At 62.5% G+C, this 21,563-nt stretch carries 16 protein-coding genes; 7 read left to right on the top strand and 9 right to left on the bottom strand.

Annotated elements, in window-relative coordinates; genetic code table 11:
• Positions 1-59: 59 nt before the first annotated feature.
• Both nifJ and AACR93_RS15955 read right to left on the bottom strand, forming a co-directional pair.
• Positions 60-3,635: a pyruvate:ferredoxin (flavodoxin) oxidoreductase gene (gene nifJ / locus AACR93_RS15960; RefSeq protein WP_043851319.1), complete on the bottom strand. Its 3,576-nt coding sequence runs from the start codon at positions 3,633-3,635 to the stop codon at positions 60-62.
• Positions 3,632-5,278: an NAD(P)-binding protein gene (locus AACR93_RS15955; protein ID WP_043851318.1), complete on the bottom strand. Its 1,647-nt coding sequence runs from the start codon at positions 5,276-5,278 to the stop codon at positions 3,632-3,634. The genes nifJ and AACR93_RS15955 overlap by 4 nt, the downstream gene beginning before the upstream one ends.
• A gap of 428 nt (positions 5,279-5,706) precedes the next feature.
• On the opposite strand from AACR93_RS15955, the gene AACR93_RS15950 reads away from it, so the two are divergent.
• Positions 5,707-7,509, top strand: a complete 1,803-nt coding sequence (locus AACR93_RS15950) for an MOSC N-terminal beta barrel domain-containing protein (protein WP_043851317.1) — start codon at positions 5,707-5,709, stop codon at positions 7,507-7,509.
• Positions 7,510-7,589: 80 nt separating this feature from the next.
• On the opposite strand, the gene htpX is transcribed toward AACR93_RS15950, so the two are convergent.
• The 5 genes from htpX to bioB form a co-directional block, all read right to left on the bottom strand.
• Entirely contained in the window at positions 7,590-8,462 is an 873-nt protein-coding gene (gene htpX / locus AACR93_RS15945) for a protease HtpX (protein ID WP_041208392.1), read from the bottom strand.
• 111 nt (positions 8,463-8,573) lie between these two features.
• Complete coding sequence (gene bioD / locus AACR93_RS15940; RefSeq protein WP_043851316.1) at positions 8,574-9,254, bottom strand: dethiobiotin synthase; 681 nt, start codon at positions 9,252-9,254, stop codon at positions 8,574-8,576.
• A gap of 58 nt (positions 9,255-9,312) precedes the next feature.
• Positions 9,313-10,128 carry a malonyl-ACP O-methyltransferase BioC gene (gene bioC, locus AACR93_RS15935; protein ID WP_043851315.1) on the bottom strand — a complete coding sequence of 272 codons (816 nt, stop codon included), beginning with the start codon at positions 10,126-10,128 and terminating at the stop codon, positions 9,313-9,315.
• On the bottom strand, positions 10,121-11,317 hold the full coding sequence (gene bioF / locus AACR93_RS15930; protein WP_043851314.1) for an 8-amino-7-oxononanoate synthase: 1,197 nt from the start codon (positions 11,315-11,317) through the stop codon (positions 10,121-10,123). Before bioF ends, bioC begins: the two co-directional genes overlap by 8 nt.
• Entirely contained in the window at positions 11,314-12,402 is a 1,089-nt protein-coding gene (bioB, locus tag AACR93_RS15925) for a biotin synthase BioB (RefSeq protein ID WP_043851313.1), read from the bottom strand. Before bioB ends, bioF begins: the two co-directional genes overlap by 4 nt.
• Positions 12,403-12,610: 208 nt before the next feature.
• Here bioB and bioA point away from each other — a divergent pair, with 208 nt between their 5' ends.
• Together bioA and AACR93_RS15915 are read left to right on the top strand one after the other, a co-directional pair.
• Positions 12,611-13,885 (top strand): adenosylmethionine--8-amino-7-oxononanoate transaminase, encoded by a 1,275-nt coding sequence (gene bioA, locus AACR93_RS15920; protein WP_043851312.1) that lies wholly within the window; start codon positions 12,611-12,613, stop codon positions 13,883-13,885.
• A 177-nt stretch (positions 13,886-14,062) separates the two neighbouring features.
• The gene (locus AACR93_RS15915) at positions 14,063-14,896 is read left to right on the top strand and encodes a HAMP domain-containing protein (RefSeq protein ID WP_042032532.1); all 834 of its coding nucleotides are present in this window, start codon (positions 14,063-14,065) and stop codon (positions 14,894-14,896) included.
• Here AACR93_RS15915 and AACR93_RS15910 read toward each other — a convergent pair.
• Complete coding sequence (locus AACR93_RS15910) at positions 14,893-15,234, bottom strand: hypothetical protein (RefSeq protein WP_043851311.1); 342 nt, start codon at positions 15,232-15,234, stop codon at positions 14,893-14,895. The two genes, AACR93_RS15915 and AACR93_RS15910, sit on opposite strands and share 4 nt — an antisense overlap.
• A gap of 187 nt (positions 15,235-15,421) precedes the next feature.
• Between AACR93_RS15910 and asnS the strand changes: the two genes are divergently transcribed.
• From asnS to AACR93_RS15890, 4 genes are all read left to right on the top strand, one after another.
• Entirely contained in the window at positions 15,422-16,822 is a 1,401-nt protein-coding gene (gene asnS, locus AACR93_RS15905) for an asparagine--tRNA ligase (protein ID WP_043851310.1), read from the top strand.
• Positions 16,823-16,931: 109 nt separating this feature from the next.
• A complete protein-coding gene (locus AACR93_RS15900; RefSeq protein WP_041208382.1) occupies positions 16,932-17,672 on the top strand; it encodes a substrate-binding periplasmic protein in 741 nt (246 codons plus the stop codon).
• 388 nt (positions 17,673-18,060) lie between these two features.
• On the top strand, positions 18,061-19,404 hold the full coding sequence (locus AACR93_RS15895; RefSeq protein WP_041208381.1) for an anaerobic C4-dicarboxylate transporter: 1,344 nt from the start codon (positions 18,061-18,063) through the stop codon (positions 19,402-19,404).
• Positions 19,405-19,539: 135 nt separating this feature from the next.
• Positions 19,540-20,196: a hypothetical protein gene (locus AACR93_RS15890; RefSeq protein WP_043851309.1), complete on the top strand. Its 657-nt coding sequence runs from the start codon at positions 19,540-19,542 to the stop codon at positions 20,194-20,196.
• A 97-nt stretch (positions 20,197-20,293) separates the two neighbouring features.
• On the opposite strand, the gene AACR93_RS15885 is transcribed toward AACR93_RS15890, so the two are convergent.
• On the bottom strand, positions 20,294-21,433 hold the full coding sequence (locus tag AACR93_RS15885; protein WP_043851308.1) for a M20 family metallopeptidase: 1,140 nt from the start codon (positions 21,431-21,433) through the stop codon (positions 20,294-20,296).
• Between the last annotated feature and the right edge of the window lie 130 nt (positions 21,434-21,563).

The following is a 21,563-nucleotide window of genomic DNA, read 5'->3' as shown; positions in this document are numbered from 1 at the left end:
CTCACTATACATATAAGCGGGCCACTGGCCCGCTTGGTTATATTTCACTCACTCCATTCTCACACCGGCGGATGGAAATGGCTGGCTTCGCGGGTGGCCATCTCCTCGTAAGTGGCCCACTTCTGCCACGCCACTTTTTGCGCCACCTGCATCAGCCGCTCGGCCTCCTCCGGATGGCTCTGGGCCAGCACCCGATAACGGGTCTCCTCCTGCCGATATTCAGCAAGGGGAATGGAGGGGCGCAGGCTGTCGAGGCTGAATGGGTTCTGCCCAGCGCTGCGCAATACCGGGTTGTAGCGCATCAGCGGCCAGTGACCGGAGGCCACGGCGCGTTTTTGCTGGGTCAGGCCAAACTCCATATCGATGCCGTGGGCGATACAGTGGCTGTAGGCGATGATCAGCGACGGGCCCGGATAGGCTTCGGCTTCACGCAACGCCTGCAGCGCCTGCTGCGGGTTGGCCCCGAAGGCGATGCGGGCAACATAGACGTTGCCGTAGGAGATGGCCTGCAACGCCACATCCTTCTTGGCCAGCGTCTTGCCCCCTGCCGCGAACTTGGCGACGGCACCGAGCGGGGTCGATTTCGACATCTGGCCGCCGGTGTTGGAGTAGACCTCGGTATCCATCACCAGCACGTTCACATCGCGCCCGGAGGCGAGCACATGATCGAGCCCCGATGAGCCGATATCATAGGCCCAGCCATCGCCGCCGATAATCCAGACCGAACGGCGCACCAGCTGATCGATAAGCGACAGCAGCTCGCGGGCCTTGCCGGATTTCACCTCTTCCAGCCGCTCCCGCACTTGCGCTACCCGGGTGCGCTGGGCGCGGATCTCCGACTCCAGCCGCTGCGGGGCGCTAATCAGGGTATCGACCAGCTCTGGGCCCAGCTCCCCCTTCATCGCCTCAAGGGCCGCCACCGCCTGACCGTGATGCTGATCGGCAGTGAGACGGAAGCCAAAGCCAAACTCGGCGTTGTCCTCAAACAGGGAGTTCGACCAGGCCGGCCCCTTCCCTTCGCCGTTCTTGGCCCATGGCGTAGTCGGCAGGTTGCCGCCGTAGATGGAGGAGCAACCGGTGGCGTTGGCCACCAGCATGCGATCGCCAAACAGCTGGGTCAGCAGCTTGAGATAGGGGGTCTCGCCACAGCCGGCGCAGGCACCGGAGAACTCGAACAGGGGTTCGAGGAACTGGGTGCCGCGCACCGTGGAGAAATCCACCCGCTCGCGGGCAGGCCACGGCAGGCTCTCGAACCAGCGCAGTGCCTGCTTCTGACCAGCCAGATGGGGCGCTTTGTCCATCATGGCGATGGCGCGCTCGCCTTCATGGCTCTCATCCGCTCCGGCCCGCACCGGACAGGCCTGCACGCACTGGCCACAACCGGTGCAATCTTCCGGGTAGAGCTGCAAGGTGTAGCGGCTGTCGGGGAAGCCCTTGGCGGTGACGGGCACCGACTGCGCTGCCTCGGGGGCGGTCGCCAGCCAGTCCTGATGGTAGAACTTGGCCCGCAGCGCCGCGTGGGGGCAGACAAAAACGCAGTTGCCGCACTGGATGCAGATATCCGAATGCCAAATCGGGATCTCGCGGGCGATATCCCGCTTCTCGAAGCGGCTGGTGGCAGTGGGGTAAGTGCCATCCACCGGCAGCATGGAGACCGGAATAAGATCGCCGCGCCCCGCCAGCATCTCGCCAGTAACCCGCTGCACAAACTCGCTGCCACCCGGTGCCAGTGGCAGCGGATAGTCGCTGATCTGCTCTTCACCGGCCGGGATGGCCACCTGATGGAGATGGGCCAGGGTGTCGTCCACCGCCGCGAAGTTGCGCTCGACCACCTCGGGCCCCTTGCGGGCATAGCTCTTCTCGATGCTCTCCTTGATCAGCGCAATCGCCTCATCCCGCGGCAAGATGCCAGCCAACGCGAAGAAGCAGGTCTGCATGATGGTGTTGATGCGATTGCCCATGCCGTTGCGCTCGGCCACCCGATCCCCATCGATGCAGTAGAGGCGGATATCGAGGGCGCGGATGCGGGCACGCAGCCGCTCGGGCAGCTCGGCCCAGACCCGGTCAGGCTCATAGGGAGCATTGAGCAGCAGGGTCGCCCCTTCGGCAGCATGCTCCAGCAGATCGACCGACTCGACAAAACCCCACTGGTGGCAACCGATAAAGCTCGCCTGCTCGATAAGCCAGGGGGCATCGATGGGCTCGGGGCCAAAGCGCAGGTGGGAGACGGTGCGCGAGCCCGACTTCTTGGAGTCGTAGACGAAGTAGCCCTGAGCGTGGAAGCCCTCCAGCTCGCCGATGATCTTGATGCTGTTCTTGTTGGCGCCGACTGTGCCGTCGGCACCAAGGCCGAAGAAGAGCGCCCGCACCCGACTGGCGGGCTCCAGATCGCCGATGGGGTGCCAGGCCAGACTGAGGCCCGACACATCATCGACAATCCCCACGGTAAAGCGGGGGCGCGGCGTATCGGATGCCAGCTCCTCGAATACCGCCGCGCACATGGCGGGGGTGAACTCTTTGGAAGAGAGACCATAGCGGCCGCCACTGAGCCAGGGCAGCCGCTTGATAAGGCCGCGCTGCAAGCCGTCGATCAGCGCGCTCTGCACATCCAGCAGCAGCGGCTCGCCACCGGCGCCCGGCTCCTTGGTGCGATCCAGCACCGCCATGCGCCGCACGCTCTGCGGTAGCGCATCGAGCAGAGCCTGTACCGGGAAGGGGCGATAGAGGCGAATGACCAGCACACCGGTCTTGCGATCCTGCCGATTGAGCCAATCCACAGTCGTGCGGGCGGTGGCCGCTCCCGAGCCCATCAGCACGATGACATCGGTGGCATCGGGCGCGCCGTGATACTCCACCAGCCGGTAGTGACGACCGGTCAGCTCGCCGAGGTTGTCCATGCACTGCTGCACCCGCGCCGGTACCGCCTCGTAGAAGGGGTTGACGCTTTCGCGGGACTGGAAATAGGTATCCGGGTTCTGGGCGGTGCCACGCATCACCGGATGATCCGGGTTGAGGGCCCGCGCACGGTGGGCGCGTACCCAGTCGTTGTCGATCAGCGCGCGAATTTCATCTTTATGCAGCGCGGTGATCTTGTTCACCTCGTGGGAGGTACGGAACCCGTCGAAGAAGTGGATAAAGGGCACCCGGCACTGCAGGGTGACACTGTGGGCGACCAAGGCCAGGTCCTGCGCCTCATGCACCGAGCCGGAGGCAAGCATGGCAAAGCCGGTGCTGCGCGCCGCCATCACATCCTGATGGTCGCCAAAAATCGACAGCCCCTGCGCCGCCAGAGAGCGGGCCGCCACATGGAACACCGCCGAGGTCAATTCACCGGCGATCTTGTACATGTTGGGCAGCATAAGCATCAGCCCCTGACTGGCAGTGAAGGTGGTGGCGAGCGCCCCCGCCTGCAGGGCGCCGTGTACCGTACCGGCCGCCCCCCCTTCACTCTGCATCTCTACCACGGTGGGGATGTTGCCCCACAGGTTGGTCTGCCCCTCCGCCGCCCAGGCGTCGGCCAGTTCGGCCATGGTCGAGCTCGGGGTAATGGGGTAGATGGCACACACTTCGCTCAGCTGATACGCCACCCGGGCCGCGGCTTCGTTGCCGTCAACCATGATCAGTTCATGTTTCATTGGGACTCCTCCGGTTGGCGCAGCTCGATGGCGTGACAAGGACATTGGTCGTGGCAGGCACCGCAGCCGGTGCAGCGCTCGGCATCCACCTGATACCCCAGACCCGGCCCCAACTTGGCGATGGCCTGCTCGGGGCAGCTGCCGTAGCAGCCGTCACACTCGAAGCAGTTGCCGCAGGAGTAGCAGCGCGCCGCCTCGTAACGGGCGGCCACCTCATCCAGCCCGCCGATGATCTCGCCAAAGTCGTCCCGCGCCGAGGGCGGTTTGACCGGCTGACTGCTGGCAGGGGCATGGGTCTGGAACCAGAGCTGCAACTGCTCCGGCCCCACCAGCGGGTAGGAGAGCGGTTTGTGATAGTGGCGACCACGCAGCCAGGCATCCATATGGCGTGCCGCCTTCTTGCCGTGACCGGTGGCGATGGTAACGGTGCGCTCGGAGGGCACCATATCGCCACCGGCAAACAGACCCGGCACATCCGTCATCAGGTTCTCACCAACCTGCACCACCCCCTCCTTGTTGACCCGCACGCCGGGAATGCTCTCCAGCACCGAGAGGTCGACCTCCTGACCGAGCGCCAGAATAAGGGAGTCCGCTTCGAGGGTTTCAAACTTGCCAGTGGGCACCGGTTTACCCTCGGCATCCAGCGCCATCACCTCCACTTCGATGCTGGTGCTATCGAGCTGGCGGATGGTGCGCAGCCAGTTGATCTTGATCCCCTCCTCCTCGGCCTCGTCGGCTTCGAAGGCGTGGGCCGGCATATGGTCGCGGTCGCGGCGATAGATGATCATCGCCTCTTCAACACCGAGGCGACGAGCGGTGCGGGCCGCGTCCATGGCGGTGTTGCCGCCACCGTAGATGGCCACCCGCCGCCCCAGTTTGGGCGGCGGCAAACCTTTCTCTTCGGCCAGACTGGCCTGTTCGAGGAAACTCACCGCATCGAGGATCTTGCCCGCTTCCCGGGCCGGAATATCGACCCGCTTGGCCAGATGGGCGCCAATGGCCATAAAGACGGCGTCAAAGCCCCCCTCGTCGCGCTCGCGCAGCACATCCTCCACCTTGTGGTTGAGGGTCAGGGTCACCCCGGCCGCTACGATGCGGGCCACCTCCCGATCCAGCACATCGCGAGGCAGACGGTAAGCGGGAATACCAAAGCGCAGCATGCCGCCCGCCAGCGGCCCCGCTTCACGGATCTCCACCTGATGACCGAGCCGGTTGAGGTGCCAGGCGCAGGAGAGGCCGGAGGGGCCGGCGCCGATCACCAGCACCTTCTTGCCGCTGGCAGGGGCTGGTGGCGCTGGCTGCCAACCGCGGGCCAGCGCTTCGTCGCCGAGGAAGCGTTCGATGGCGTGGATAGAGACGGATTCATCCACCTGACCGCGGTTGCAGGCGCTCTCGCAGGGGTGATAGCAGACCCGGCCATGAATGGCAGGCAAGGGGTTCTCTTCGATCAGGGTCTGCCAGGCCGCTTCAAAGCGACCGGCCTGCGCCAAAGAGAGCCAGGCCTGGATGTTTTCTCCGGCCGGGCAGGCGTGATTGCAGGGTGGCAGGGCCGGCCGCCAGACGGGTAGCCGGGTACGCACCGGGCCTGTTCCCGTTTTCAGGGAGAGATCCGGCAATGGGGTCATGTCCAGTTGTTTGCTCATACATTGCTTTCTTCTTTTTGTGTGACAGGCCCCACCCGATGGCGCTTGATACCGTGTAGCCGAGGCGGACGGTGGCCGGATGAGGAAGAAGCGAAAGCGTTAGAAACTGGGAACTGACCTGATAATGGCGGCTTTTTTGTACTGATTAGCGAATCAGGATCAAAAAATGTTGCATTGAATGGGTGGTTTTAAACAGAACGTGACCGGGATAACATCTTTCCCGCTTGACTCCACTCCTTACCTCGCCAAGGTTGCGGCCAAGCGGGCAAAAACCGGATAGCCTGGTTGCCCCTCTGCGATTTTTTGCAAAAAAAACTGCATCTATCGAATCCGCATCTCTGCGCCCCGTAAAGAGATTGCCCCTCGCAGTTGGAACCGTTATGTTCCCCTTTTTCCAGGCGACTGCGCCGCTTCACAAGGATACGAAGATGCCAAGGCTAGACAGCATTCACCTCTACCCCATCAAATCGACCGCCGGCATGCCTCAGGCACGCGCCCGGGTCACCCAGGAGGGGCTCGCAGGGGATCGCCGCTACATGGTGGTCAAGCCTGATGGCACCTTCATCACCGCCCGTACCCACCCCCAATTGCAGCAGGTGGTTGCAACTCCAGTTGCAGGCGGCCTGCAACTGAACTATCCGGGGTTCGAGCCGCTCGCCCTGCAAGAGTCCGACTTCAGCCGAGCCCCGCAAGCGACAGGGGTCTGGGGCGACAGCTTCACCGCCCTGCATACAACCCCCATCGCCGACAGCTGGCTGAGCCGGGTGGCTGGCGAACCGGTAGCGCTGCTTTGGCTCGGCGAAGAGTCTGACCGCTTTCGCGAGAAGACCGGCACCCGGGTCAGCTTTGCCGACGGTTATCCGCTGCTGCTGATAAGTCAGGCCTCGCTGGATGATCTCAATCTGCGCTCCGATGCGCTGCACCAGATGAGCCAGTTTCGCACCAATCTGGTGGCGAGCGGCACCCGCCCCTTCGAGGAGGACAGCTGGGTGCGCATCCGCATCGGCGAGGTGGAGTTTCAGGTCGCCAAGCCCTGCAGCCGCTGCATCATGACCACGGTGGAAGCGGGCACCGATCGCTTCAATGCTCTCAAAGAGCCGCTTGCGACCCTCACCCGTTACCGCCGTGGCGAGGATGGCGAGGTCTACTTCGGCCAGAACCTGATCGCCCTGAACGAGGGGTGGATTGAAGCGGGTAGCGAGATCGAGGTACTGGAGCGCAAGCGCCCAGCCCCCTACCCTGACGGCGCACCGAAAAAGCGCGAGCTGATCTGCGTGGCCCGCGAACCGCTGGCCCGGGATCTGGAGACCTTCTGGTTCGAAGCCGCCGATGGCGAGCCGCTGCCCGACTACCTGCCGGGCCAGCATCTGCCCATCAGCCTCGATATCAAAAACGAGCGGGTTCAGCGCCGCTATACCCTGAGCTCCACACCGGATCGGCCGGAGCGCTACAGCATCAGCGTCAAGAAGGTGGGGGGTGGTCGCATCTCCCACTGGCTGCACCAGCAGATGCAGGTGGGCAACACCCTGCTGGCCGCAGCGCCGGCTGGCGAGTTTCACCTTGGTGCCGAGCGCTCGCTGCTGCTGCTCTCGGCAGGCTCCGGCGTCACCCCCATGCTGGCGATGGCCCGTACTCTGGCCTTGCGCGGCGAGCTTGGCGATGTCCACTTCATGCACCTGTGCCGCAGCGAAGCGGATATTCCGGCCGCCAGCGAGATGCATGCCATGGCGCAGCAGGGGATGACCCTCACCATTATCCTGAGCCAGCCGGACAGTCACTGGCAGGGGCAGAAAGGGCGGCTCGGCGATAAGCATCTCGCGCTGGTCAAAGGGTTGGCCGGACGGGAGGTGTTTATCTGCGGCCCCCACGGCTTTATGGCCGATGCGGCGGCAAAAGTGGCTGCGCGCGGCGTGCCTGCCGCACGCATCAGACAGGAGAACTTTGGCGGCGCCATTCTCTCGGTTGCCCGCGCTCATCAGCCAGTGCAACTGCGCATCGGTGAGCGGGAGTTTGCCGGCAACAATCAGGGCACCATCCTCGATCAGGCCAGCAAGCAGGGGGTGGATCTCCCCTGGAGCTGCCGCGCCGGCATCTGCGGCAGCTGCAAGCAGACGCTGGTCTCGGGCGAGGTGGCGCATCCCGACGCCCCCGCCATCAGCGCCGCCGAGCGGGCCGAGGGCAAGATCCTCACCTGCTGCGCAGTGCCGCTGACCGACCTCGTCATCAAATAAGGTGATCGAGCCGCGATAACACGCGGACAATAAAAAACGGCTGCCGAGGCAGCCGTTTTGCTTGGTAGCAACTGGCGAGATTAACCGCGCAGAGCGGCGATCCGCTGCTCGATGGGCGGGTGGCTCATGAACAGCTCGCTCATGGAGCGCTTGCCGTTGATGCCAAAGGCCATCATGGAGCCTTCCAGCTGCGGCTCGGCACCGCGGGAGAGGCGCTCAAGGGCGGCGATCATCTTGTCGCGACCGGCCAGCTTGGCGGCACCGGCATCGGCGCGGAATTCACGCTGACGGCTGAACCACATGACGATGATGGAGGCGAGCACGCCAAACACCATCTCCAGCACGAACACGGTGATCATGTAGGCAAAGCCACCGGTGCTGCTGCTCTCTTCATCGTTGTTGGAGCTGAAGAAGTTGCTGATAACGCCAGCCACGATGCGGGCGAAGAACATCACGAAGGTGTTCACCACACCCTGGATCAGGGTCAGGGTCACCATGTCGCCGTTGGCAACGTGACTCACCTCGTGGGCCAGCACCGCTTCTGCCTCGTCGCGGCTCATGCTGTAGAGCAGACCCGAGGAGACGGCCACCAGCGAATCATCGCGGCGGGCACCGGTAGCAAACGCGTTCATCTCGGGAGAGTCGTAGATCCCCACTTCCGGCATCTGGATCCCGGCTTCACGGGCCTGACGGGCCACAGTGCTCACCAGCCAGTGCTCGGTCTCGTTGCGGGGCTGCTCGATCACCTGGACGCCATAGCTGCGCTTGGCCATCCACTTGGACATCAGCAAGGAGATAAAGGAACCGCCAAAACCGAACACGGCACAGAAGACCAACAGGCCGGAAATACTGGACTTGTTGATACCCAGAACCGAGAACAGGATATTGAGTACCACCCCCAGCACCAGCATGACGGCCAGGTTGGTCACCAGGAATAGTATTATTCGCTTCATATTGACTCCTTGTGAGAATAACGGACATGGCCGGGGTTCATTGAACCTCCCTATCACCATGTTATGGATGGCATTTTAGGGAGATTCGATGAATGTTCGCTGAATATGCCGTCACAGCAGTGGCGAGATATCGAGTCGGCCCTGCAGGTTAGCTTCAAACGGATTGTTTATAAAGGGAATTTCCCCCAGAAAGGGCGCCGGCAACAAGCCCCTGAGGGTGTCCAGATTTTCCTGATAGTGGCTCATCGAGCTGTGCAGCCGATTAATAACCCAGCCTGCGACCGGCAGCTGATCGTTGCGGATGGCGGCAAAGGTGAGCAGCGCATGGTTGAGGCAGCCAAGCTTGGCCCCCACCACCAGAATCACCGGCATGTTCTCCTGCTTCACCCAGTCTGACAGCAGGTGCTTGCGATCCAGCGGCAGATACCAGCCCCCCGCCCCTTCGACGATGGCAAGCTCGGCCCCCGCCTGTTCAATTTTTCGCAGCCCCTCGCTCAGCCCCTGCAGGCTGATGGGCTGGCGCGCCTCGCTGGCCGCGATGTGCGGCGCAATCGGCGGCTCATAGGCATAGGGGTTGACCGTCTCGTAAGGCAACGGCAGGCTCGCCGCCTCCTGCAACAGGACGGCATCGAGGTTGCGCAGCCCCTCGGGCGTGCGGGCACATCCGGCCGAGACCGGCTTGTAACCCGCGCACTTGATTCCCTGTGCGCTGAATTCCCGCAGCAGGGTGCGCGCTACCAGCGTCTTGCCTGCGTCCGTGTCGGTGCCGGTGATAAAGAATGACTTCATAATGCTCTCTCCTTGGCAGGAGAGGGCCCAACGCGCCCCTCCCCCTCATACTCTGGCTGGTTCAGCAAGGTTTGCCGAGCCGGCCCAGACAGACCCGGTAACTGGCCACCAGCTGGCCATCGGGCTGACGAAATGCTTCATACGCCTGAGCCAGCCGCTGCAATCTGGCGCGCCCGCTCAGTCCGGCCGGTGCACTGCGGGCACACTCATCATTGATCTGATTTGCCCCGATCCCCTTGAGATCGCGCAACAACTGCGGCAATTCAAGATAGGCAAGATCCCAGTTTCTGCACTCAAGCCCCGGGGCAATGGCGCCCGCCGATAACAACGCCTGCTCCAATTGTGGCAGGCCAAGGAAGCGGTTGACATGGGCTCGGCCATCTACTTGCTGCCAGGCGGCGCGTAGTTGCCAGAGCGATTCATCGAGCAGGGTGGAGAAGAAGATCTGACCGCCGGGTTTGACCACCCGCAGCAGCTCAGCGAAGGCCTGCGCCGGTCGCTCGCACCACTGCAGCGCGAGGCTGGAGAATACCCAGTCGAACACGTTATCGGCGAAAGGGAGCTGCTCCGCATCGCCGCATACCAGTCGGGCGCCGCTGCCGCGCAGGGCCGCCTGCTCCAGCATGCCGGGGGCGAGGTCCAGCCCGGTTAGTCCGGCGCAGCGGGTAGCAAGATGAGGCAGGAAGAAGCCGGTGCCGCAGCCCAAATCGAGCCCGCAGCCCCGACGCTCCTCACGTACACCAGCCGCGCTCATCAGCTCGAGCAGCGCCAGCCCCACCTCCTGCTGAAAACGGGCATGGGCGTCGTAGTGACGAGCCGCCGCCCCGAAACGGCGGGCGAGCTGCGCCTTGTCTACCGTTTGAAAACGCTCAGCCATGGCAAGCCTCCCTAACCGTTGTCGCAGCAGGGCAACCCCCCAAGGCATCAAGCAGGCGATCCACATCCTGCTCGCGGTGGGCTGCACTCAGGGTCATGCGCAGCCGGGCCGTACCGACCGGCACTGTGGGCGGACGGATGGCGCCAGCCCAGACGCCGCGATCCCGCAGTCGCTCGGCCAGTTGCAAAGCAGCAGAGCTCTCTCCCACCAGCAGCGGCTGAATGGGGGTGTCGCTGGCACCGAGTTGCCAACCCAACGCCTCTGCCCCTTGTCGGAAACGGGCAATGAGCTTACCAAGATGGGCGCGGGCCTCATCGGCGGCGCGTACCAATTCGATACTCTTGCTGACCGCGCAAGCTTGCGCGGCGGGCATATGGGTGCTGTAAACATAGTGGCGGGCGAAGTTGACCAGATACTCCACCAGCTCGCGACTACCGCCGACAAAGGCACCGGCGACGCCAAGCGCCTTGCCAAAAGTGCCCATCTGGATGTGTACGCTGGCTGGATCTACTCCCTGCGCCGCCAGGGTGCCGCGCCCCTCGGGGCCCAGCACGCCGAGACCGTGAGCATCGTCGATCATCAGCCAGTTGCCGCTCCGGGCGGCGAGGGTTGAGAGCTCGCGCCAGGGGCCCTGATCCCCGTCCATGCTGAACACCCCTTCCGAAACAATCAGTCCACGATTTGGCTCAAGCTGCCGTTCAAGGGCCGCCATATCGTTGTGGGCAAAGCGCTTCATCTTGCAGGGGAGCTGGCTGCCCATCTCCTGCAGGGAGGCGTGGTTGAGTTTGTCCTGCCACAGCAGGTGTTCCTTGCCGAGCAACGCTTTAAGCACCGCCTGATTGGCCGAAAAACCGCAGTTGAAGAGCAGCACCGCCTCCACTCCGAGCCACTCGGCCAGGGTTTCCTCGAGCTCCTGGTGGGCACGGCTGTAACCGGTCACCAGCGGCGAGGCGCCGGCGCCCGCGCCATAGCGCTCAATTCCCGCTTTGAAGGCGGCCTTGATGGCGGGGTGATCCGCCAGCCCCAGATAGTCGTTGGCAGAAAAGTTGAGGTAGTTGCGCCCCGCTACCCTGAGGCGCCCGCCACTCGCCCCGTCGGTCGCGATGCGGTTGCGCAGCAGACCCGCCTGCTCACGCCCGGCCAGCGCAGCGCCCAACCCAAAGGGGCCCGTTACTGCAGGGCCGTTCATGACCGCGCAGCCCCGGCTCGTGGGCGGGTAGCGTCATAAAACATCTCGGCGGGTTCGTTCTGGCGGCTCACCTCGGCCAGCAACTCCTCTTCTTGTACCTGATCCGGCTTCTGGGCCCGCTGGGCGGGACGAATGCCGAGCTGCTTGAACAGCTGCATATCGCTGTTTTCATCCGGATTGGGGGTGGTCAGCAGCTTGCAGCCATAGAAGATGGAGTTGGCCCCAGCCATAAAGCACATCGCCTGCATCTGCTCGTTCATCTTCTCCCGCCCGGCGGAGAGGCGCACATGGGAGGCTGGCATCATGATCCGCGCCACGGCGATGGTGCGGATAAATTCGAACGGATCGAGGTTCTCCTGATCCTCCAGCGGCGTCCCCTTTACCTTGACCAGCATGTTGATGGGCACACTTTCGGGGTGGCGCGGCAGGTTGGCCAGCGCCATCAACAGGCCCGCCCGATCTTTCGCCTGCTCACCCATGCCGACGATGCCGCCGGAGCAGACCTTCATGCCAGCACTGCGTACATGTTCCAGCGTATCGAGCCGGTCCTGATAGGTACGGGTCGAGATGATCTCGCCGTAAAACTCCGGCGAGGTGTCGAGGTTGTGGTTGTAGTAATCGAGCCCCGCAGCCCCCAGACGTGCCGCCTGATCGGCGGTGAGCATCCCCAGCGTCATGCAGGTCTCCATGCCGAGCCCGCGCACCTCCTCGATCATCCGGATGATGTAGGGCATGTCCTTCTCTTTGGGGTTACGCCAGGCGGCCCCCATGCAGAAACGGGACGAGCCGTTGGCCTTGGCTTCGCGGGCCCGCTCCAGCACCTTCTCCACCTCCATCAGCCGTTCGGCCTCAAGGCCAGTGTGATAACGGGCGCTCTGGGGGCAGTATTTGCAATCTTCCGGGCAGGCACCGGTCTTGATGGAGAGCAAGGTGCTCACCTGCACTTCGTTCGGGTCAAAGTGGGCGCGGTGGACGGTCTGAGCCTGAAACAGCAGATCGTTGAATGGCAGGGCAAACAGGGCCTGAACCTCGGCGAGCGTCCAGTCATGACGAAGGGCGTGACCGCCTGTGGTGAGAGCATTCATACATGGCTTCCGGTTGTTATTGGTGGGATCCTGCGCCCGCCATCCTTGCAAAAGGTCTTTGCAAGAGCGTGAGCGCAAAACCCGCTGCCGGGCTCGTGCGAATAGTGATCTGCGCAGAGCCAAGTGGCTGAAATTGTTGGCTAGTGTAGAGAGCCCGCGTAGACTGTCAACACCGACCAGATCAAACCAATTGACAACAGAACAACAAATGACCAACCAAGAATTCGACCTGCACCATGTGTGGCACCCCTACACCTCTCTCACTCACCCCCTGCCCTGCTATGAAGTGGCCAGCGCCAAGGGGGTGAAGATCACCCTCAGCGATGGCCGTGAACTGGTGGATGGCATGAGCTCATGGTGGGCCTGCGTGCACGGCTATCAGGTGCCGGAACTGGACGCCGCCGCCACCGCCCAGCTCGGCAAGATGTCCCACGTGATGTTTGGCGGCCTCACCCACGCCCCGGCGGTCGAGCTCTGCCGCAAGCTGGTGGAGATCACTCCGAAGGGGCTGGATAAGGTCTTTCTGGCGGATTCCGGCTCGGTAGCGGTGGAAGTGGCGCTCAAGATGGCGCAGCAGTACTGGCACGCCAAAGGGACGCCCAGAGCCAAATTTGTCGCCCTGCGCAGCGGCTATCATGGCGACACCTTCGGCGCCATGAGCGTCTGTGACCCGGATGGCGGCATGCACGAGCTCTACAAGGGATTCCTGCCCGAGCACCATTTTGTCGAAGCGCCGAGCTGTCGCTTCCACGCCGAGTGGGACGAGCAGTGCGTGGTGGAGCTGGCCACACTCATGGCGGATCATCACGAGGAGATCGCCGCCATCGTGCTTGAGCCCATCGTGCAAGGGGCTGGCGGCATGCGCTTCTATCACCCCCGCTACCTGCAGTGGGTGCGCGCCCTGTGCGACGAGTTCGGCGTACTGCTCATCGCTGACGAAATCGCCACCGGCTTTGGCCGCACCGGCCAGCTGTTTGCCTGCGACTGGGCCGGCATCACTCCCGACATCATGTGTCTGGGCAAGGCGCTCACCGGTGGCTATCTCACCCTCTCGGCGACCCTCACCACCGAGCATGTCGCCCGCACCATCTGTGACGGCAAGGCAGGGGTCTTTATGCACGGCCCCACCTTTATGGGCAATCCGCTTGCCTGCGCGGTGGCCAACGCCTCCATCGAGTTGTTGCTCGCCTCGCCGTGGCAGGAGCGAGTACGCGCCATAGAACATCAACTGCGTACCGAGCTGGTGGAATTGACCCTCCACCCAGCAGTGGCCGATGTGCGGGTGCTCGGCGCCATCGGGGTGGTGGAGATGAAAGAGCGGGTGGACGTGGCGCGCATCCAGCGCAAGTTTGTTGAACTGGGCGCCTGGATCCGCCCCTTTGGCAAGCTGGTCTACCTCATGCCTCCCTTCGTGATCACCCCCGAAGAGCTTAGGGTATTGACCGGTGCCATCAGCCAGGCGATTGCCGAGGGCGAGTTTTAAACATCATCGCGGGCGGCCTCACCGGTCGCCCGTCTGTGGCATCCCCATTTGATATATAAAGAGGGCAAGTTTATGCACCTCATTCAGCGTTCACTTGCCGGAATGTGAGCAAAACACCAGACCTGAGGCGCCAAGAGGGGTAGACTGCTGCGGTTTTACCATCAAGAAAGATTGCTCATGCGCCTCTCCATTGCTGCCAAAATCAACTTTTTCCTGCTCTTCATCTTCTCCATGGTACTGGTCTTCTCCGCCGCCTATCAGGCGGTGCGCGAGCGCGATCTCATCCTGAGCCTCATCAAGGAGCAGAGTCAGGAGCAGACCGAAGCCTACTTCGACGGCCTCAACATGCTGATGCTGACCGGCAAGATGGATGCCCGCGACACCCTGCGTGCCAAGTTTCTCGAGCACGCTCATGTGGAGGATGCCCGCATCGTCCGTGGCGACGCGGTGAGCAAACAGTTCGGGCCGGGGCGCCCCGCTGAACAGGGCAAGGATGACTATGACCAGCTGGCGCTGGCGGGCAAAGGGAGCCTGGAGGTGGTGCACAACGGCATGCACAGCCGGCTGGTGGTGACCCGTCCGCTGCTGGCCAAGAAGGATTTTCGCGGCACCGACTGCACCAGCTGCCATCTGGTACCGGAGAATACCGTGCTCGGCGCCGTCCGTTTTGATTACTCTCTCGACTCCCTCTTTACCCGGGTCGAGCAGAATATCCTCACCTCCGCGCTAATTCTCACCGGTATCTTCGGGCTGGGGCTGCTGCTGACCCTCTGGGTCATCCGCACCTGGATCGTCCGCCCCCTCAACCAGCTGACCCGCTCCATGGAAGAAGCCACCGATATGCATGACTTCGGCCACCGGCTGGAGGGGGACGATGGCGACGAGATTGGCCGGCTGGCGCTGGCCTACAACCAGATGCTCGACAGCGTGGAGCGTCAGCTTGGCAAGCGTCCCGTTTGCAGCAAGCGGGATCATGAACAGACCCGTACGACGGGCCAACCAGAAGACTAGAGATAGTAGAAGAGCAGGCTGGCGATAAGGATAAGCAGGAGGATCGCCAGATGGACGTGCCGGGCATCCTCCCGGCGGCGATGACGCTTGCGGCCAACAAATAGCGCCACCAGGGTCAGCAGACAGCAACCCCACAGCCCGTGCAGCAGCCAGGGGGTAAAAACCGGATCCCATCCGGCCCGCACGCTCTCGCCGCCATAGACCAGAAAACCGTAGGCTCGCTCGGGACGGGCGTGGTGATAAATAGAGAGCAGCACGATAAAGCCACCCCAGCAGAGCAGTACCAGCCCCTGCAACAGCCGTGTCAGCCAATCGGGCCCCTGCCGCCGATCTTTCACTCGCCTCTCCTGCCCCGCGACCTCATATCGGGTGAACCATGCCGAAAACCCCACCAGAGTCCGACATTTTTGCTTGTTTATCAAACCCGCGCGGGTAAGATTAACGGCTTAGTCTGCCATCATGGGCCAATGATTGCCCGGGCCAGACCCATAGCGCTGCAAAGAACAAGCTGGAGACAATATTTCGATGACGCACGCATCCGTAGTTGATGTGCTGACCGGTAAACATGCGGTTGGCACCACCCTGACTGTACGAGGGTGGATCCGGACTCGCCGTGATTCCAAGGCGGGGATCTCATTTTTGGCCATTTCCGATGGCTCCTGTTTCCATCCGGTACAGGCCGTCGTCCCCAATACCCTGGCCAATTACGAGAATGAAGTGCAGCGTCTGACCACAGCTTGCTCCGTGGAAGTGACTGGCGTCGTGACCGAATCCCAGGGCAGCGGCCAGGCGTTCGAACTGCAGGCCACCGAAGTCAAGGTTGTCGGCTGGGTCGAAGATCCGGACACCTACCCGATGGCCGCCAAGCGCCACAGCATCGAGTACCTGCGTGAACAGGCTCACCTGCGCCCGCGCACCAACATCGTTGGCGCCGTGACCCGGGTTCGTCACTGCCTGGCTCAGGCCATTCACCGCTTCTTCCACGAAGAGGGGTTTGTCTGGGTAGCGACCCCGCTCATCACCGCCTCTGACACCGAAGGTGCCGGCGAGATGTTCCGCGTCTCTACCCTGGATATGGAAAACCTGCCGCGCACCGACGCCGGCAAGGTGGACTACAACGAAGATTTCTTCGGCAAAGAGGCCTTCCTGACCGTATCCGGCCAGCTGAACGCCGAAACCTATGCCTGTGCCCTCTCCAAGGTCTACACCTTCGGCCCGACCTTCCGCGCCGAAAACTCCAACACCAGCCGTCACCTGGCCGAGTTCTGGATGGTGGAGCCGGAAGTGGCCTTCAACAATCTGGAAGATAACGCCGCGCTGGCCGAAGCCATGCTGAAGTACGTCTTCAACGCCGTACTGACCGAGCGCCGCGATGATCTGGAGTTCTTTGCCCAGCACGTGGACAAGGATGCCATCGGTCGTCTGGAGCGTTTCGTCTCCTCCGACTTCGCCCAGATCGACTACACCGACGCCATCGAAGTGCTGCAGAACTGCGGCAAGAAGTTCGAGTTCCCGGTCTCCTGGGGTATCGACCTCTCCTCCGAGCACGAGCGCTATCTGGCCGAGGAGCACTTCAAGTCTCCGGTAGTCGTGAAGAACTACCCGAAAGATATCAAGGCCTTCTACATGCGCCTCAACGACGACGGCAAGACCGTTGCCGCGATGGACGTACTGGCTCCGGGGATCGGCGAGATCATCGGTGGCTCTCAGCGTGAAGAGCGTCTGGACGTGCTGGATGCCCGCCTGGCCGAGATGGGCCTGAAGCAGGAAGATTACTGGTGGTATCGCGACCTGCGTCGCTACGGCACCGTGCCGCACTCCGGTTTCGGTCTGGGCTTCGAGCGTCTGGTGGTCTACGTGACCGGTATGGGCAACGTCCGCGACGTGATCCCCTTCCCGCGTACCCCGCGTACCGCCGAGTTCTGATAACGACAACCTGTCGCACAGATCTGAAAAGCCGACCTTCGGGTCGGCTTTTTTATTGCCCGCTTTATAGCGATACTCAGGATCAATCGGCACAAGGGATCTGTAGCCCATGGGATATCGTCTGCTTCTGTTACTGTTACTGCTCTCTCCCCTGCGGCTTATGGCCGAAACCGTCCGTCTGACCACGCTGGAGTGGCCCCCGTTTACCACCCAAAGCCTGCCCGATGGCGGCCTCACCGGCCATATCGTCAAGCGCGTCTTTGCCGAGGCGGGGCTGGAGGTGGAGTTCGATTTTTTCTCCTGGCAGCGGACGGTGTGGCTCGCCTCCGATCCGGCCCATGGCTATATCGGCTACTTCCCCGAATATCTGGCCGACAACCAGAGCGACAAGTGGCGTATCTCCGCCAGCGTGGGAGACAGCGTGCTGGGGCTGGCGCAGAAGGCGGGCAAGCCCATCCCCTGGCAACGGCTTGAGGATCTGGTGCCCTACCGGATCGGCGTGGTGGCGGGCTACGTCAACACCCGGGAATTTGACGCCATGATGGCGAGCCAGCAGCTCCACACCTTTGCCGTGGATGGCGATCACCTCAACCTGCGCAAGCTGCAGCGCGACCGGCTCGACCTCGCCGTCATCGACCGGGATGTCTTCTATTGGCTGATCCGCCACGATGACAAGCTCCATCCCGAGCAGCTCCAGTTCAATCCGAAGATCCTCGAGCACAAGAGCCTGCACATCATGTTCCGCCCCGATCAGCAGGCGCTGCAGCAGCGGGTGGACAAGGCGCTGGCCAGACTCGATATCCAGAAACTGAGCGAGGAGTACCAGCGCCGCTATCTGGCCGATAAATAAGGACTCTTTCGGAATGAGCGGCAAAAGGCCGCCACTGCCGAAAAAAACATCCGAAGAGCCCCCTTTTTACCCCTCTTGTCCTCCTGCCAATCATCTGCAGCCTGTTTTCATTTGCCTCCCTTCTTCCATGCTTTTACACCACCCCATCGGGCAAGATGCCCCTGCTTAAGGGATGGCAACCGGATGAAAAAATGATGGATTTGTTATTAGGTGGTTTTTAAGTGGTTTAATCAAAAATTCATCGAGTTATTGAAGTAACTCAATTTTTTCACTTTTGCAGGGGAGCAAAATAATAACTAACCCTTTTGGGCTAATTAAAAACAGACAATGACAATTCATGGTTCAGGCTACCCGCGGCAACATGGGTTGAATCACACGAGGTAATGGAATGATCTTGATGGAATTTTTGGTGGTACTCGGCTGCTTGCTGCTCGGTACCCGCTTTGGTGGCATGGGGCTTGGTCTCATCAGTGGTATCGGTCTCTTCCTGCTGACCTTCGTTTTCGGTCTGGTGCCGGGCGAACCGCCGGTGCAGGTAATGCTGACCATTCTGGCGGTGATCGGTTGTGCCGCCACCCTGCAGACCGCCGGCGGTCTCAACCTGATGATGCAGGTAGCCGAGCGTCTGCTGCGCCGTCACCCGCAATACATCACTATCCTGGCACCGCTCACCACCTGGACCCTCACCTTCCTGTGCGGTACCGGCCACGTGGTCTACACCATGTTCCCCATCATCGCCGACATCGCGCTGCAGAAGAACATTCGTCCCGAGCGCCCGATGGCTGTCGCCTCCGTTGCCTCCCAGATGGCCATCTGCGCCTCGCCGGTATCGGTTGCCGTGGTCTCCATGGTCTCCATTCTGGCGGCTGGCCACGGTATCGGTCAGGCCTATGGTCTGCTCGACATCCTGATGGTCGCCATCCCCTCCTCCCTGACCGGTGTCATCGTGGCGGCCCTGTGGAGCCTGCGCCGCGGCAAGGATCTGGACAAGGACGAGGAGTTCCAGGCCAAGATCCAGGATCCGGAGCAGCGCGCCTTCATCTACGGTGGTGGCGAGACCCTGCTCAACACCAAATTCCCGAAAGAGGCCTACTGGTCTACCTGGATCTTCTTCGCCGCCATCGCAGCCGTGGTGCTGCTGGGTGCCGATGAGGCGCTGCGTCCCGTCTTCACCATCAAGGACAAGACTGGCCCGCTCTCCATGAACCTGGTGATCCAGATGATGATGCTGATCGCTGGTGCCATCATCCTGATGCGCTGCAAGGTCAAGCCGGGCGAGATCGCCAACGGCGCCGTCTTCAAGGCGGGCATGGTCGCCATCTTCTCCGTATTCGGGGTTGCCTGGATGAGCGAAACCTTCTTCCAGGCCCACATGCCGCTGCTCAAAGAGACCCTGGCCCACGTGGTACAGGCCCAGCCCTGGACCTACGCGCTGGTGCTGTTCCTTATCTCCAAGCTGGTAAACAGCCAGGCCGCCGCCCTCACCGCCATCGCCCCCATGGGTCTGGCGCTGGGTGTGGAGCCGAAACTGCTGATCGCCTTCCTGCCGGCGAGCTACGGCTACTTCGTGCTGCCGACCTACCCGAGCGACCTGGCCTGTATCGGTTTCGACCGCTCCGGTACCACCCGCATCGGCAAGTTCATCATCAACCACAGCTTCATCATTCCGGGGCTGATCGGGGTGGTGACCTCCTGCTCGCTGGGCTTTATCCTGACCAGCATCCTGCTCTGACCGGCAATCGCTGTTCAATCGCTGCCACAGGCCCCCGCACGGGGGCCTGTGTTTTTGTGGCGCACTCCATACTGCTTTGCCAACTGCCCGCACTCTGGGTAGCATGACCCCTCTTTTCTTTGCGGAATCTTCCCCATGTCTCGCGTCATCGTGCTCTGGAGCGGCGGCAAGGATGCCATGCAGGCCCTCTGCCATGCCCGTGAAGCGGGCCATCAGGTGGTGGCACTGGCCACCTTTGCCCCCCCAGCCCCCCGCTTTCTGGCCCATCCCCTGTCGCAAGTACGTCGGCAGGCGGCGGCCCTCGCGCTGCCCCATCTGCTAGTCACCATAGAGGCGCCGTTCGATCTCGGTTATGAGCGGGCGCTGGCCAAACTTAAGGAGGAGTGGCAACTCGATGGGGTGGTCACCGGCGATATCGACAGCGTGGGTGGTGCGCCTAACTGGATCCGCGAGCGCTGTCGCCCGCTTGGTCTCACAGTTCACACCCCGCTCTGGCAACTCTCCCGCGAGGCGCTGCTGGCGGATCTGCTGGCCCGCGGCATCGTCGCCCACCTCTCCTGCGTCGATACCAGAGTGTTGGCCCCCGAGTGGGTGGGACGCACCCTCGATGCCACTACCCTCGCCGAGTTGCAGCAGTTGGCAGCAACCCAAAGCTTTGATGCCTGCGGCGAGCAGGGGGAGTACCACACCATGGTGACCGACGGCCCGGGCTTTGCCGCGCCGCTGGCACTCGGCCACTGGCAGGTTGCCCATCAAGAGCAGCTTGCCTATCTGCTGGAGGATGAGGGGTAGCGGCGCGGCGCAGCGCTGTTCTATGTCTCTGCACCGGTACGGCTGATAACAAAACGGGAGGCGATGGCCTCCCGTTTTGCTTGTCTTTGACGCCGACCTATTTGGCCAGCTTGCCCAGCACCCGCTGCAGCAGGCGGATACGCGGCTCGATGCTATCGAGCAGCAGGAATTCCGCCTCCGAGTGGAAGCCACCGCCCATGGGGCCGAAGCCATCCAGCGATGGCACACCCGCCGCTGCGGTAAAGTTGGCATCCGAGCCGCCACCGGCCTCCAGCCAGTTGAAGGTGATCCCCTCCTCCTTGGCTGCCGCCTCCACCAGCGCCATCACGGCCTCGGTGTCGCCACTCGGGCGCATCGCCGGCTTGAAGGTCTGGCGATCCACCTCGACCCGACAGCCCGCAAGGAAGGGGTTGTTGGCCATAAAGGTGAGCCGCTCGTGTACCGCTGCCGCCTCTGCATTGCTCCAGAAGCGCAGATCGACGATCGCCTCGGCAAAGTCGGGCACCACGTTGACGCCGGTGCCGCCCTGTACCACGCCGACATTCATGGTGGTGCCGGTCTCCATATTGACCTGTTCGTTGATGGCCAGCACCCAATGAGCGAGTTCGGTGATGGCGGAGACCCCTTCGGTCAGCGCCGAACCGGCGTGGGAGGCCTTGCCGTGGAAGGTAATACGGTACTTGGCATTGCCCTTGCGGGCGCTGATGAGATCGCCGCTCGGGCGCGCTGCTTCGGCCACCAGCACGCAGCCGCTCTGCCTGGCTTTTTCCACCAGCCAATCTTTGGACCAGGGGGAGCCAATCTCCTCGTCGCAGTTGCAGCAGACCAGCACCTTGAGCTTGGCCAGCTGCGCCGGATCCATCTCTTTCAGGGCATACCAGGTGGAGAGCAGGCCGCTCTTCATGTCCGAGACGCCGGGGCCAAAGGCCTGATTGCCTTCAATCTTGAGCGGGCGCTTGGCCGCCGTCCCCTCGGGGAAGACGGTGTCCATGTGGCCCACCAGCATCACGTCGTAGTGATCGGCCCCCGGGGCATTGGTTGCCTCGAGGCAGGGGCCGCACTCGGCGGCGAACTGGTGACGGGTCACCTGCCAGCCGATGGCCTCATATTTCTCGGTCATGATGTCGGCCACTTTGGCCACCCCGGCCGGGGTGCGGGTGCCGCAATCGAGGTTGATGAGCGGGGCCAGATCGGCCAGATAGGTATCGAGGGAAAACGGGCGCGTGAGGTTGGTCATTATCTTCTCCATGAAACAATCTGCGATAAAAGCAGCTTGTTTTTGCAACAATGCGGAACGGCGGGCTGTTACACCCGCCTTGCCAACAGCGGTCGACCTACCAGAACCGGGTGGCCGACCGCCCTGTAAA

Origin of the sequence: Aeromonas sp. L_1B5_3, assembly GCF_963866575.1 — a bacterium.
GTDB lineage: Bacteria > Pseudomonadota > Gammaproteobacteria > Enterobacterales > Aeromonadaceae > Aeromonas > Aeromonas jandaei.
This window is presented reverse-complemented; position numbering and strand designations above follow the sequence as displayed.